This is a genomic window from Rufibacter aurantiacus (genome assembly GCF_017916345.1).
Lineage (GTDB): Bacteria > Bacteroidota > Bacteroidia > Cytophagales > Hymenobacteraceae > Nibribacter > Nibribacter roseolus.
This window is the reverse complement of record NZ_JAFMSV010000002.1, coordinates 467182-480014: the sequence shown is the minus strand read 5'-3', so window position 1 is coordinate 480014 and position 12833 is coordinate 467182. Positions and strand designations below refer to the sequence as shown.

Sequence of the window (12833 nt, the reverse complement as noted above, 5' to 3'; positions counted from 1 at the left end):
CGAACTTTATCGCTTGCCGCATAGTAGAAGAAAACACCATGTTAGATAGAATAGAAGACGCAATAGAAGATATAAAAGCCGGGAAAGTAGTGATTGTGGTAGATGATGACGACCGCGAGAACGAAGGCGACTTTATCTGCGCCGCGGAGAAAATAACTCCCGAGATTGTCAACTTTATGGCTACCCACGGCCGCGGCCTCATCTGCGCCCCCCTCACCGAGGAACGCTGCGATGAACTGGGCCTGGAACTGATGGTGGGCCGCAACACCGCCCTGCACGCCACCCCTTTCACCGTATCCGTGGATTTGCTGGGCCACGGCTGTACTACGGGTATCTCGGCCTCTGACAGAGCCAAGACTATCCTGGCGCTCGCCGACCCCAAAACCGATCCGGCCTCTCTGGGCAAACCCGGGCATATATTCCCGTTGCGCGCCCGCAAGGAAGGCGTGATCAGGAGAGCCGGCCATACCGAGGCAGCTGTGGATCTGGCCAAACTAGCCAGCCTGTCGCCTGCGGGGGTGCTGGTGGAGATCATGAACGAAGACGGTACCATGGCCCGCATGCCCGATCTGGAAAAAGTAGCCGAGCGTTTCAACCTCAAGCTGATCTCTATCAAAGACCTCATCAAGTACCGCCTGCAGAAGGAAAGCCTGATTGACCGCGAGATCGCCGTGGAGCTGCCTACTGACTGGGGCGATTTTGACCTGTATGCCTACACCCAGCGCAGCAACAACGCCAAACACCTGGCCCTGGTAAAAGGCAGCTGGGAAGAAGACGAACCTATCCTGGTGCGGGTGCACTCTTCCTGCGTCACCGGCGATATCTTCGGGTCTTGCCGCTGCGATTGCGGTCCGCAGCTGCACAAAGCCATGCAGATCATTGAGCGCGAAGGCAAAGGTGTGATTGTGTACATGAACCAGGAAGGCCGCGGCATCGGGCTCCTGAACAAACTAAAAGCCTACAAGCTGCAAGAGCAAGGCCTGGATACCGTAGAGGCCAACCTGCAACTGGGCTTCGGGACTGATGAGCGGGACTACGGTGTGGGCGCCCAGATCCTGCGGGACCTAGGGGTAACCAAAATGCGGCTCCTCTCCAACAACCCCCGCAAACGGACCGGCCTCATAGGCTACGGACTGCAAATTGTGGAGCAGGTGCCCATTGAGATTGCACCCAATGAACATAACCAGCGGTACCTCACTACCAAACGGGATAAGCTGGGTCACTTAATCTTGAAAAAGTAAAAGAAGCAAAAAGGCGGGGGATTTTCTTCCGCCTTTTTGCTTTTAAAGAACACAAGGTTTCTAATGTTTCCCTTTTTAAGTATATTTAATTGAACACAGGGCCAAGCAGAAGAACCAGAGCAAATTAAGGCCTTAGTGCCCAATCTAAGCCATACAAGAAAATACCTGCATTTGCGTTATAAAGTACTGGGAATAAGACAACCTTCTCAGTTTTTCAAAGTATATTTTTTAAAGAAGCGTATATCATTTTATTTGGAGAAGTATAAAGAAATGAAGATGATGGTAAGAAAAGCGTGTGGGCTTTTGGTAATAGTTTTCCTGTGGGCAGCCAACGCGATGGCGCAATCCACCGGTTTGGTGGATGAGTGGCCAACCGGCAGGGTGTATTTGGCCAACGGGGATTCTATCAGCGGAAAAATAACGTATCACCGATCAGAAGACATGATCAGGGTGAACAAGCCAGACGGCTCAGTGGTGGCGTATTCACCCATCGCAGTGCGGGGGTTTGAGGCCGTGGACAATGACGGCCGTTACCGCCGGGTGTTTGTAACCCAACGCTGGAACCTGGGCAATGACTACAGTGATTTTCTGGCGCCGGCTTTCTTTGAGCAGATCGTGATTGGGAACTATGGCCTGCTTAAGCGTGAAACCATGACCCGCCGTGATGTGAGCCGTGACGCCATGTACAGAGGAGGCTATTATCCTTACGGCGGATACGGAAGGTACCCCATGGGTGGCCCCATGTACGTAGACCAGCGCCTGGATAATTTTTTCATCCTGATGCCCAGCGGCAAGGTGAAAGAGCTCCGCAACGTGAAGAAAGACCTGGAAGTGATCTACGGCAAGAAAAACAACCAGATGAAGCAGTACGTGAAGCAGAACAAACTCAAGTACACCAGCCTGCCTGATCTGGCCAAGATTGTGAGCTACCTGGGAGCTATTTCCCAACCCGAGGTAAAAACCACTGCCGTAGACCAATAAGCGCTTTGGTAAAACATAAACACCCATAAACAACAGAACGCCCCGCTAACCTAGGTTTGCGGGGCGTTCTGTTGTTTATGGGTGTTTTCCTGAAAATAGGCCTGAAACGGCTTTACAGATCGCGGGAGCGGAGCAGTTGGTAGGAGAGGAAGCAGAAAAGCGTTACGTACAGGACTACTGGCATTAAAGCCTGTATGGGGGTGAGGACCTCGGAAGCACCAAGAATCAGTTGCTCCACCTCGGCGTGGGGGTTAGGCGTAAGCGCCCCCAGAGATTTCATGGGAAAGTACTGATCTATCCCGTCCGGGGTTTTCCACTGGATCAGTCGCTCCACCACCAGCGTATAAGCCATGAACAGCATAATGGCCAGACCAGTTTTCCTTACCAGAAAGGCTATGAACATAGCCAAAGACATGTAACCCACCAGTTGCACCAGGTAATAGAAAATAGCCTGCACGTTGGTGAACATTGAGGTTTCGTTTCCGGTGTTGTTTCCGTAGAACAGCCCAAATCCTAGGCCCAAAAAGACCACATATACCGCTATCAGGGCCGCGAGCAAAAGAATGACGCTGTACTTGGCCTGCACCAGGTTGGCGCGCGAGAAACCGTCAATCACCTGTTGCCGCAACGTGCGGAAAGCGTACTCGTCAGAGACAAGGATGATGATGAGAATGCCGGGAATCAGGTTGAGGAAACTGGACACGTAGGCCAGGTGCATCCACAGCTTGGGGAACTGGTAGAGTTCGGCGCCGGCCATCTGCCCGTTCACCATCACGTTGCCGCGGGCATAGAAGAAGACGAAAAGCAGAAAGCACTGCAATACCAACAGTACCCAGAAGGTGGAGTAAGGCAGCAGTTTACGGAGTTCTATTCTTAAAAGAGAGGTCATACAGAATCGGCTTTGATGATTTCCAGGAACTGGCTTTCCAGGCTTTTCTTGCGCACCACCAACTGGCCCAGCGCAATGCCCTGGGAGAAGAAGGCGCGGTTCAGCTCAGAACTGTCGGTCTCCGGTTGAAGGGATAGTTGCAGTTGCTGGTTTACGGGGCGGGCATCGGTCACGAAGGGCAGGGTGCGGGCTATCTGCAGCAATTGGTCCAGCGGGGCACCGCCGCTGATGAACACCAGGTCATTGGCCGCCATGATAGAAGAAACCGGCCCCTGGGCTTTGAGCTTGCCGCTGCGCAGCACCGCCATGTGGGTACAGACTTTCTCCACCTCGTCCAGCAGGTGACTGGCGAGGATGATGGTTTTGCCCTGCGCCGCGATGTCAATGATCAGTTGGCGCACCTCGGCAATACCCTCGGGATCCAGGCCGTTCGTGGGTTCATCCAGCACCAGCACCTCGGGATCACCCAAAAGCGCGGCCCCGATGGCCAGGCGTTGTTTCATGCCTAGTGAGTAGCCCTTGAACCTGTCTCCCCGGCGTTGGGCCAGGCCTACGGTCTGCAGCACCCCCGGAATGCGGGCGTGGTCCACGCGTTTCACATCGGCGGTGATGCGCAGGTTTTCTTCGCCGGTAAGATAAGGGTAGAAATTGGGCGTTTCCAGCAGGGCCCCTATGCGGCGTTTGGTGCTTTGAGAGGCAGGCTGCCCAAACCACTGGTAAGTCCCGGCACTGGCATTGATCACGTCCAGCACAATGCCCAGGGTGGTGGTTTTTCCGCTGCCGTTGGGGCCCAGCAATCCGTAGATGCTGCCCTCGGGTACTTTAATGGATAATTGGTCCAGGGCCTGCACCGCGCCATAGCGCTTGCTCAGTCCCTGAATATCTAAAATGTCTGCCAAATCGGTCTTGGTTCAAAAGGTTGATGCACAAAGCTAGAAGGATTTGTCAGAATTGCGTGAAGGAGGGGGTGTTTAAAACAGAAAGCCCACCAGCTATAGGTGGGCTTTCTGTTTTAAACCTGTTTTCCTGAAACTGCCGCTGAAACAGACAGGAGTTCAGGTAAGTGACCGGCTACTTGTCTTTTTTGGTTTGGACCGGTGGTGGAGGAGGCGGTAGTTTGCCGTATTTTTTCTCAAAGGCGGCTCTTCCTGATGGGGTGTTGTCAAAGCTCTCTACTTCTCCAGACTTGTCTACCACGTAAATGCTTTCGTCGCTGATGCTCAACCCTTGCACCTTGGGGTTGCGCTGTCTGAAATCCTTCGTGACGTCTACGTTGAAAGGCGGTGGCGGAGGGGGCGGGGCTAGAGCCGCGTCAGGGGCCAAGGGAGGCGCTGCCGGATCTGCCGGTACCGGAGGTGGTGGTGGTGGAGCAGGGAGGGTGCCGTATTTTTTCTCCAGGGCGGCAATCCCCTCAGGGGTGTTGGCGTACTGCTCTGTTTTCCCCGATTTTAGGTTCACAAAGACCGTTTCATTGCTCCACCTTAGGTCCTTCACCATGGGGTTGCGTTCCATAAAGGTGCCATACTGGTCCTGCGGTTCCTGGCCAATGGATACTTGCTCCTGCGGAAGCATTTCTCCCAGTTCGGCGCTGGAGCCCGCAATGCCATGGCAGGCGAGCAGCCCCGAGAGCAGCAAGGGTACAACCGCCACGAACCGGAATTTCTGGGCTTTGCCAGAAGGGGTTTTGTTCATCATCATGATTCGGTGTTTTAAAGATGGATAACTGAAAGAGGAGGTAAAAGAAAGCGGGGCCGCACCCGTGGTTTGCAGGAGCGAGAACTGATATTGTTTGCGGTCAATGCCGGCTTGCAGGGTCTGGTGATCGGTGAGGAACTCCAGGTTCTGTTTCAGATCCTGGCGCAGGAGCCACACCACGGGGTTAAACCAGTTGAAAAGCGTGCTGAGCTCCATGAGCAGGATATCCAGCGTATGCCACTGCCGGACGTGGGTATGCTCATGCTCCAGAATGGGTAGCCAGTCTTTGGGCGGGTGCTGACCGGGATTGAAGTAAATGGCCTTCCCGAAGGAAAACGGCGCCAGTTCAGCCTCAATCTGCCGGTAACGGATTCCCTCGTACATGCCATATCCAGATTTCCGGTGGATGTTATACAGAGACGCCATCTGCACCACCAGCCGCACGGCCATCACGCCCACCCCCAACCAGAAGAGCCCCACCGGAACAAGCCAGAAATCAAATCCAGGGGTTTCCGCTGCTAGGGCTTGCGGCATTTGCCAGGTTTTTGAGAAGCTCTGGAGGGTCTGGTAGATCTGTTGTTCCTTTTTGAAAAACCGGGTCAAGTCAATCAGCGGGAGCAAAGGAGGCATCACCAGGCCCGCCAACAGGAACAGGCGGTTCAAATGGTGGAACGTGGTTTGTCGAAGCACCAGCCGGTAAGTGGCGTAGAACAAGGCCAGGCCCACGTTCACTTGCAGAAGATATAGGAGAAGTGCTGGCATATCATTCAGACTTTTGGTTTTCAATCATGTCCATGATCTCTTTCAGTTCCTGCGGGCTGAGCTGTTTCTCCTTCACGAAGAAGGCCACCAGCTCTTTGTAGGAGTTCTGGAAGTAGTTGCCCACGAAGCCCTTCATGAACTTCTTCTTGTATTCCTCGGCTTTGATGAGCGGCGCGTAGCGGTAGGTGTTGCCCAGTTTCTCGGCCTGCACAAAGCCTTTCTTCTCCAGGTTCTTCACCGTAGAGGCTAGGGTGGTGTAAGGCGGTTTGGGCTCCGCAAGTTTGTCCAGGAAGTCCTTGATAAATCCGCCCTCCGTTTCCCAGATCACCTGCATGGCATCCTCCTCCTGTTGTGTCAGTTTCTCCATAGTTGCATTATTTACGACTGTTTCGTAATTCTACGAAATTTTCGTAATAAAGTATCATTCAAGGAGAAATATTTTTCAGCGGAAATGAAAAAGCCCCTTTCTGTGGTGGAAAGAAGCTTTTTCATTTGAAGTAAGAGGTAAGCCAAAGCCTGGAATTCACCACCTTTAATCATCTCCCATATTTGTCATCCTGAAAGGATCTTGTGGGCGAACGGTAATAGTGGCTGTTCTTTGTCTTTCTAGTTCGCCACCAAGATCTTTCCAAGGTGACAGAAGGGGGAAAGGCTTTGATTGAGGGGGAACGGTAATGGCAAAAAGCCAAGGCCATTCTAGCATGCATACAAGATCCTTCCGGGATGACAGAAGGGGAAGAAGTAATAGCAAAAGAAAGAGCCCTAAAACCATTCAGGGTTTTAGGGCTCTTTTATAAAAATCGGTTTAAAAACAATGAGCTATTGCACCGGCAATGCCCCGCCTGTCCAGCGGGCAACCGGGTAGCGCATGTGGGTGTTCTCGTAGTGCGGGGTGTTGCGATACACGAAGTTAAGTTGGGCCTGGGCGCTTTTGGCCAGCGACGGGTCTTTGGCTTTGGCTTCCTCCAGGGCGGCTTTCAGTTTAGGGTCTTTCCGGAGGTATTCGGCGGCCAGATCCTCAAACACGTAGGCCGAGAAATGTTCCTTTTGCCCCAGCATGGAGTCAAAGAAGTTCCAGGCGAAGTAGGAGTCCGGAGCTTGGGGCTCCAGGGTCTCCACCAGGAAACGGTTGCTCACCTGGTTCAGGTACACCACGTAGTCACCGGCGAAGTACTGGATGGGCTGCTGGGTTTTACGCACCTGCACATCTGTGTGCAGGTAGTGGCCTTCGTAGGGACGCTGCCCGGTTTTGTAGTCGGTGATGTAGTAGGTCTCGGGGGTGAGGACGGTGTCTTTGCTCAGGCGCTTGAGTTCCACCTGGTTTTGCTGCAAGCGCTCAATGACCTCGGTCCAGGCCTGCGGAATGATGTAGGCCACGGGTTTGGAGACGGTAAGGGTGGGCTTGAACGTGTCAAAGAACTTCACCGGTCGGGTGAACGGCGCTTTGCGGTCATAGTACAGGCGCTCCAGGCCGGAGACCTCGCTGGCTTTGTATTTGGCTTCGTAGCCTTTGAAGTTGATGGTCTCTACCTGCGTGGTATCTGGTTCCCAGTTCAAGACAAACTGCTGTTGGGTGAGCAAAGCTGCGCGGTCCTGCAAGCGGGCGGTTTGGATGGCTTTTCCGTTTTTGGCCACGTAATCCAGGAACTCCAACATGAGGTCATAGGTAGAGGCCACGCGCTTGTCAAATGCCTTGAGCATGTGGGTCTCGGGGATGAAGCCCAGCGTCTGGAAAAGGGTAGTGTAGCCGCTGGCGTAGCGGGGCAGATCGGCGAAGCCAAAGATGCCGGTCTCGGGGGTCTCGCCGCGCGAGTTCACGTAGGGCACCAATGGCCACTTGCGTTTCTCCATGCCTTTGTAGAGCGCCGGCAGCATCTGTTTTTTCAAAAGCGTGCCCAAAGCGCCGCCCAGTTTGTTGTGCTGCGTGGGGATGAGCGTCATGGTGTACTGGTAATCGGCGCCGTTGCTGGTATGGTTGTCCACGAACACCTCGGGGTCCCAGGTCCGGAAAATGGTGGCGAAGGTCCTAGCGTTTTTGGAGTCTTCCTTGATGAAATCTCGGTTCAGGTCCAGGTTGCGGGAATTACCCCGGAAACCGTAGCTCTCGGGTCCGTTCTGGTTTGTGCGGGAATGGCTGTTGCGGTTCAGGGCGCCGCCCACGTTGTAAATGGGGATGATCACCAACACCGTGTTGTCCAGCTGGGCGCGCAGTTTCTTGTTCTGCACCAGGTCGCGGGCCAGCATCATGGTGGCATCAATGCCCTCAGGCTCACCCGGGTGGATGCCGTTCTGCAACAGCAACACCGTCTTGCCTTTGCGGTGGATGGATTGCGGATCAAAGTCGCTGTCGGTGGAGATGACTACGGTGTGCAGGGGCTTGCCTACATCAGTCATGCCTACGGGCGTCATCTTGATCTCGGGATAAGCCTGGTCCAGGCGATTGTAATAATCAATGCACTCCTGGTAAGTGGCGGTCTGGTTGCGGTTGCTTTTCTCAAAAGGGGTGCGCCAGTCGGGTGCCGGCGCCGGGGACAGCAGGGTGCTAAGGGTAGCAAACAGGGTTAAGAGCATGTGGGTTAACGCGAGGTAAATGAAGCGGTAATGTTAGCCATTCTGAGGGAGAAAAGGAAAGGAGCCCCCAGATTGTGAGCTTCGTAAGGAGTTGCGCTTCATTTCTAACCCAAGCTGCAGTTTGCCGAAGTCATCTTTATTTAAGGCCGTTTGCTAGAGCATACGCTCTGTCTTCTTTCACGAAAGTTGGCTCTTTATAATCTCCATTGCTATTTTTTAAAACATTCAGCTCATAGATAACAGGCTCGCCTTTGTACTTATCTACTTCCTTAAGATTGATGGTGATAGTATCGTTAACCTTATTCCTGAAATCCGGGCAAAGGATGAGGAGCTTATCCTCATAAACCTCTATATCCTCTATGTAAGGGGATGAATATGATTCAAAAATCAAATCTTTACTGTTTTTATCTTCTTCAGAGAAATTAATAAGCCACCTGTAGGAAGAAGTGGCACCTCCGTCCAGAACTTCCCAGGTGATTCTGTTGCCGTTCCAGTTAGCTTCTTTTAGCACACGAGGCTCACTACATGATATTAGCAATCCTGAAATCCACAGATACTTTAATTTCATAGTTTCCTTTTACAGCCAACTACCAGATAGTTCAGACTAGTTGTTTAAAGCCCATTTCCCCAAAACCGCGCCCGAAACAGAAAATCGACCAAAGTCCATGTACTTTTTAGTACAGCCGGTTTTTGGAGGCGTTGCCCAGTATTTTCTCATCCAGGCTGTAGCGGCCCGGACCTATGAAAAAGAGGCTTAAGAAAAGAATTGCCATCTCCAGCGCGTGCGAGGCCCCGTTGATGCCCTCGCCGGCGGTAAAATGGTGGATGGAAGCCATGACCATGGTAATGAACAGCAGCACTAAGATGGGCCGGAAAAGCAGACCCAGCATGAGGAACAACCCGCCCACGGTCTCGGCGAAAGCCGCCATGAACCCGAAGAAAGTGGCGCCCGAGGTGATGCCAACATTGGCCATGGCCGCACCTACCATGGCCCACATTTCCTTGCCACCCGTGATCTTGGGCCAGCCGTGCAGAATAAACATAAACCCGATGCCGATGCGGAGCAGCAAAAGACCCGCGTGTTGGTAAGGATAATAATTGCGCAAAGGAGCCATGGTTAAAAACAGATTAGGGGGTATCAGTTTTTGAATCGGTTTTACGAAAGAAAAGGAAAAACAGCGAAAGTTAGCCCGGCGGGTGCAACCCCCAGGCAATTCAGCTGTCTGTAGAGTAGAAAGGTTCCTGTCGCGCAGCCGCCTTTGGTCAACCTCATGTGTCAAAACCAACATTTAACTTTTACCGCCATGACTAAAAGATTAACCCACCTGCTGTTACTGTTTCTCTTACTACCGGCCCTGGCCTGGGCCCAGACGTCTGTTCCTGCTTCTGAGATTATAGCCAAAATCAACCGCGGCGAGGCTGTTTCTTACCAGAATGCCACCATCACCGGCGACCTTGACCTGACCCAACTGCAGAACAAAACCCTGAAGAAAAATGAGAGCGGAGGCAAACATGACAGCAAGGTATACAATAGCACGGTGACCGCCCCGGTTTCCTTTACCAACTGCACCTTCCAAGGTAATGTGCTGGCCTACTATAACCCCAACAGCATAGACGGTGATGGTCTGAAAGTAAACCTGCAGAACGGGAAAGAAGAGGTCTACAACACCAACTTTGAAAAAGACGTGCGCTTTGAGAAATGCACCTTTGAGAAACGCAGCGCCTTCAAGTACTCGGTTTTCAATGCCGATGCTTCTTTTGCCGGCAGCACGTTCCAACAAGAGGCGCTCTTCAAGTACAGCAAATTCAACGGGAAAATAGACTTCGCCAAAGCCCGTTTCAACGAGGTAGCCAACTTCAAATACGTGAATTTTCCGGCTAAGACAGACTTCAAAGGCGCCTCCTTCAATGAAGAGGCCGATTTCAAATACGCCTCTTTCCCGCAGGGCGGCGACTTCCAGAACGCGGTGTTCAACAGTTTGGCCAACTTCAAATACGCCAAACTCTCTGATCCTATGCAGTGGAAAGGCGCCTCCTTCAAAGGTGGTCAGGACCTGAAGTACGCCTCCTTGAACCAGAAGTCTTTCAGTGCCGCGGCGCTGCAGGAAAGAATCAAGTAACCTGTCGGCACTTGAAGTCCGTTTTAAGCCTCTTTTTAGAAAACCGGCCTTAAAACAGCCATAAGAAAAGCCTGTCAAAGAGAAGGGCCTGCAGTGGTGCAGGCCCTTCTCTTTGACAGGCTTTTGCCTTTGTTCAGGAGTAACCTTAGTAAAGCATAACCCCGGAAACAAGCGTGGAGTTAGGCACATCGTTCACTTTCAGTTTGGCCCACCGCTGCGACGGGATGCCCCGCATGTCCAGCACGAAACTGATTTTGGCATCCTCTGAGATGGCCACAAAGCCGATCTCGCCGGGCGCCACGCTGGTAATCTTGAAGTTCTCTTTCACGTCTCTGAACGTACTGCCAATACCCACGCCGCTCTGGCTCTTGAAGGCGGGGTTCAGGACCGTGATGCGGGATACCTTGCAGGCCGTGCCGGCGCATTCCTGTTCCACGCGCAGATCTGGGCGGTGGCGCTCGCCCAGTACCTCGTAGGCCGCCGTGGTATTGCCCTCTATGGAGTGTTCAATGGACCGGAGCTTGGTCTCACCGTAGACTTTTTTCAATTCATCTATAGACATCCCAATCTTCACCCGACCGGCCTGGCCGCTTTGCAGGGTAAGGTTGAAGAGCGGATTGGCAGCCGAGGGCGGGGTAGAGGCCGTGGAAGGTGCGCCGGGCAGCGGTTCCTCAGTCATTGGCTCAGAGGCAGCGGGGGCAGGAGTGGCACCGTCGGGGCTCTGGGTTGCAGCTTCACCCGCCTCAGCAGATACATCGCCGGCGGCTTCTTCTAACTGCGTCTCATTATTGTCTTGCGCGTTGGAGGCATCTTGCTTGCAGGACGCCAGCGCCAACAGCGTCCCGAACAATAGGATTGTCTTTTTCATAGCCATTCATGTTTCGTACAACATAATTAACGTTTCTTCCCGCAGAACGCAAGCGTTTGCACCAATTGCGCTATTTCAATTTGCCTGTGGTGCGTATACAGACTAATTTGGCTCCAAACTATGAACTGACTATGGAGAAGAAGCCCTTAATTTTAGTTTCTAACGATGACGGAATCACCGCGCCCGGTATTCATACGCTGGTAAAGGTGATGCAGAAGATAGGAGAGGTAGTGGTTGTGGCACCAGATGGGCCGCAGAGTGGCATGGGGCACGCCATTACCATCGGTAACACCCTAAGATTGGATAAATCGCTGGCTTTTGATGAGGTGGAATCTTACGAGTGCTCCGGCACCCCTGCCGATTGCGTGAAGCTGGCCAAGCACCACGTGCTCAAGAACCGCAAGCCAGACCTGGTGGTGAGCGGTATCAACCACGGCTCCAACTCCAGCATCAGCGTGCTGTACTCGGGTACCATGTCGGCGGCCATTGAGGCAGCCATTGAGGGGCTGCCCGCCATTGGCTTCTCGCTCTGCGACTACGGCCATGACATTGACTTTTCGCATACCGAGGAATACGTGGAGCTCATTACCCGGCAGGCGCTGGAGAACGGAATCCCGGCTGGCGTGGCCCTGAACGTGAACTTCCCCAAGAAATCGGCGAAGCCCATTGCGGGCATCAAGGTTTGCCGCCAGGCCCGCGCCAAATGGGAAGAAGAGTTTGACGAGCGCAAAGACCCGCATGGTCGCGTCTACTTCTGGCTCACGGGCAATTTCGTGAACCATGACAAAGGCGAAGACACTGATGAGGCCGCCCTTGCCCAGAACTATGTTTCTGTGGTGCCCTGCCAGTTTGATATGACCTCCAACTACGCTATTACGGTGCTCAACAATGAATGGAACCTGAACCCCGAGGCCGAGCCTGCGGTTAGCTCCAAAACCCTGGAAAGCGGCCGCGCCGAAGGCTAATCCGTTTCAAGCGTATTTTAAAAAAACAAGCCCGAAAACGTCTGACGTTTCCGGGCTTGTTTTTTTACGGCCTCTTCTGCATCCATCTAATAAGTGGTGACAGCCGGAGGAGCACAAAAAAGCCTTTCTATTAATGGCAGAAAGGCTTTTCAAGAAATATGTATTCTGCAGAAACTACGCCTGCTGCGCGATTTTCTTTTTGTTGAATTTCTCAATAGGGCCGTACTGGGCTTTCTTGATGGTGATGCCTGCTACGCGCAGTTGCACTTCCACTGGTGCCAGCTTTTTGGTGAAATCAGAAGAAACCACTTTGCCGTAGAATTCTTTTGCCTCTTTAGATTCACCTTTCTCAAAAGAGTGGGTAGACAGCTTCTTGGTGATAGGCAAACCCGGGATCACCTGGTAGGTAGTGGTCACCACCTCGTAAGAAGGCAGAAAGGGTTTAATGGCTTTTTTGAGTAAACGTTTCATGCAATAATAGTATTAAATAAGAGGGTTTAGTAGAGCGTAAGACAAAGATAGACTTTCTTTAGTTCTCTTGATAGCCAGCCCCTGCATCTTTTTAGGCAATTCTGCCCGAGAGTATAAATGTACCATTGTTAAGAAAGTTTAAAATACTAAAGGCTGCGAAATGAGCAGCTTTTTAATGGTAAGTGATTGGATAAAAGGTGTTTTATCATTTAAAGAGATAGATAAAGTTTAACTGGACTTTTCAAGGATTAGTTGAGATTACTTTTCTGC

The 12833-nt window shown here is 52.4% G+C and carries 13 protein-coding genes; 4 read left to right on the top strand and 9 right to left on the bottom strand.

All coding sequences use genetic code 11. From position 1 onward, the window contains the following. Positions 1-38 precede the first annotated feature (38 nt). Positions 39-1241, top strand: a complete 1203-nt coding sequence (locus J3P34_RS07460) for a bifunctional 3,4-dihydroxy-2-butanone-4-phosphate synthase/GTP cyclohydrolase II (protein WP_210487566.1) — start codon at positions 39-41, stop codon at positions 1239-1241. A gap of 276 nt (positions 1242-1517) precedes the next feature. Then, the gene (locus J3P34_RS07455; RefSeq protein WP_210487564.1) at positions 1518-2222 is read left to right on the top strand and encodes a hypothetical protein; all 705 of its coding nucleotides are present in this window, start codon (positions 1518-1520) and stop codon (positions 2220-2222) included. Positions 2223-2334: 112 nt separating this feature from the next. On the opposite strand, the gene J3P34_RS07450 is transcribed toward J3P34_RS07455, so the two are convergent. The 7 genes from J3P34_RS07450 to J3P34_RS07420 form a co-directional block, all read right to left on the bottom strand. Further along, positions 2335-3111 carry an ABC transporter permease gene (locus tag J3P34_RS07450; protein ID WP_210487562.1) on the bottom strand — a complete coding sequence of 259 codons (777 nt, stop codon included), beginning with the start codon at positions 3109-3111 and terminating at the stop codon, positions 2335-2337. After that, complete coding sequence (locus J3P34_RS07445) at positions 3108-4010, bottom strand: ABC transporter ATP-binding protein (RefSeq protein WP_210487560.1); 903 nt, start codon at positions 4008-4010, stop codon at positions 3108-3110. The genes J3P34_RS07450 and J3P34_RS07445 overlap by 4 nt, the downstream gene beginning before the upstream one ends. Positions 4011-4182: 172 nt before the next feature. Next, a complete protein-coding gene (locus tag J3P34_RS07440) occupies positions 4183-5568 on the bottom strand; it encodes a M56 family metallopeptidase (RefSeq protein ID WP_210487558.1) in 1386 nt (461 codons plus the stop codon). Position 5569: 1 nt separating this feature from the next. Continuing rightward, positions 5570-5935 carry a BlaI/MecI/CopY family transcriptional regulator gene (locus J3P34_RS07435; RefSeq protein ID WP_210463689.1) on the bottom strand — a complete coding sequence of 122 codons (366 nt, stop codon included), beginning with the start codon at positions 5933-5935 and terminating at the stop codon, positions 5570-5572. Between the two features lie 452 nt (positions 5936-6387). Continuing rightward, positions 6388-8139 carry a M14 family metallopeptidase gene (locus J3P34_RS07430; RefSeq protein ID WP_210487556.1) on the bottom strand — a complete coding sequence of 584 codons (1752 nt, stop codon included), beginning with the start codon at positions 8137-8139 and terminating at the stop codon, positions 6388-6390. A 136-nt stretch (positions 8140-8275) separates the two neighbouring features. After that, positions 8276-8707, bottom strand: a complete 432-nt coding sequence (locus J3P34_RS07425) for a hypothetical protein (protein WP_210487553.1) — start codon at positions 8705-8707, stop codon at positions 8276-8278. Between the two features lie 106 nt (positions 8708-8813). Further along, positions 8814-9254 carry a DoxX family protein gene (locus J3P34_RS07420; protein ID WP_210487552.1) on the bottom strand — a complete coding sequence of 147 codons (441 nt, stop codon included), beginning with the start codon at positions 9252-9254 and terminating at the stop codon, positions 8814-8816. A 189-nt stretch (positions 9255-9443) separates the two neighbouring features. Here J3P34_RS07420 and J3P34_RS07415 point away from each other — a divergent pair, with 189 nt between their 5' ends. Next, the gene (locus J3P34_RS07415) at positions 9444-10259 is read left to right on the top strand and encodes a pentapeptide repeat-containing protein (protein WP_210487551.1); all 816 of its coding nucleotides are present in this window, start codon (positions 9444-9446) and stop codon (positions 10257-10259) included. A gap of 145 nt (positions 10260-10404) precedes the next feature. Here the strand turns inward: J3P34_RS07415 and J3P34_RS07410 are convergent, their stop codons facing one another. Further along, the gene (locus J3P34_RS07410; RefSeq protein WP_210487550.1) at positions 10405-11127 is read right to left on the bottom strand and encodes a hypothetical protein; all 723 of its coding nucleotides are present in this window, start codon (positions 11125-11127) and stop codon (positions 10405-10407) included. Positions 11128-11258: 131 nt separating this feature from the next. Here J3P34_RS07410 and surE point away from each other — a divergent pair, with 131 nt between their 5' ends. Then, positions 11259-12092 carry a 5'/3'-nucleotidase SurE gene (gene surE, locus J3P34_RS07405; protein WP_210487549.1) on the top strand — a complete coding sequence of 278 codons (834 nt, stop codon included), beginning with the start codon at positions 11259-11261 and terminating at the stop codon, positions 12090-12092. Positions 12093-12266: 174 nt separating this feature from the next. On the opposite strand, the gene J3P34_RS07400 is transcribed toward surE, so the two are convergent. Further along, positions 12267-12563, bottom strand: coding sequence for a hypothetical protein (locus tag J3P34_RS07400; protein WP_210463696.1), 297 nt, complete (start codon positions 12561-12563; stop codon positions 12267-12269). Between the last annotated feature and the right edge of the window lie 270 nt (positions 12564-12833).

Excerpts from the sequence above, each read along its gene's own strand:
- J3P34_RS07460 (WP_210487566.1), top strand. The coding sequence starts at position 39 with ATGTTAGATAGAATAGAAGACGCAATAGAAGATATAAAAGCCGGGAAA.
- J3P34_RS07430 (WP_210487556.1), bottom strand. The coding sequence starts at position 8,139 with ATGCTCTTAACCCTGTTTGCTACCCTTAGCACCCTGCTGTCCCCGGCG.
- J3P34_RS07425 (WP_210487553.1), bottom strand. The coding sequence starts at position 8,707 with ATGAAATTAAAGTATCTGTGGATTTCAGGATTGCTAATATCATGTAGT.
- J3P34_RS07435 (WP_210463689.1), bottom strand. The coding sequence starts at position 5,935 with ATGGAGAAACTGACACAACAGGAGGAGGATGCCATGCAGGTGATCTGG.
- J3P34_RS07420 (WP_210487552.1), bottom strand. The coding sequence starts at position 9,254 with ATGGCTCCTTTGCGCAATTATTATCCTTACCAACACGCGGGTCTTTTG.
- J3P34_RS07400 (WP_210463696.1), bottom strand. The coding sequence starts at position 12,563 with ATGAAACGTTTACTCAAAAAAGCCATTAAACCCTTTCTGCCTTCTTAC.
- J3P34_RS07415 (WP_210487551.1), top strand. The coding sequence starts at position 9,444 with ATGACTAAAAGATTAACCCACCTGCTGTTACTGTTTCTCTTACTACCG.
- J3P34_RS07455 (WP_210487564.1), top strand. The coding sequence starts at position 1,518 with ATGATGGTAAGAAAAGCGTGTGGGCTTTTGGTAATAGTTTTCCTGTGG.
- surE (WP_210487549.1), top strand. The coding sequence starts at position 11,259 with ATGGAGAAGAAGCCCTTAATTTTAGTTTCTAACGATGACGGAATCACC.
- J3P34_RS07410 (WP_210487550.1), bottom strand. The coding sequence starts at position 11,127 with ATGAAAAAGACAATCCTATTGTTCGGGACGCTGTTGGCGCTGGCGTCC.
- J3P34_RS07450 (WP_210487562.1), bottom strand. The coding sequence starts at position 3,111 with ATGACCTCTCTTTTAAGAATAGAACTCCGTAAACTGCTGCCTTACTCC.
- J3P34_RS07440 (WP_210487558.1), bottom strand. The coding sequence starts at position 5,568 with ATGCCAGCACTTCTCCTATATCTTCTGCAAGTGAACGTGGGCCTGGCC.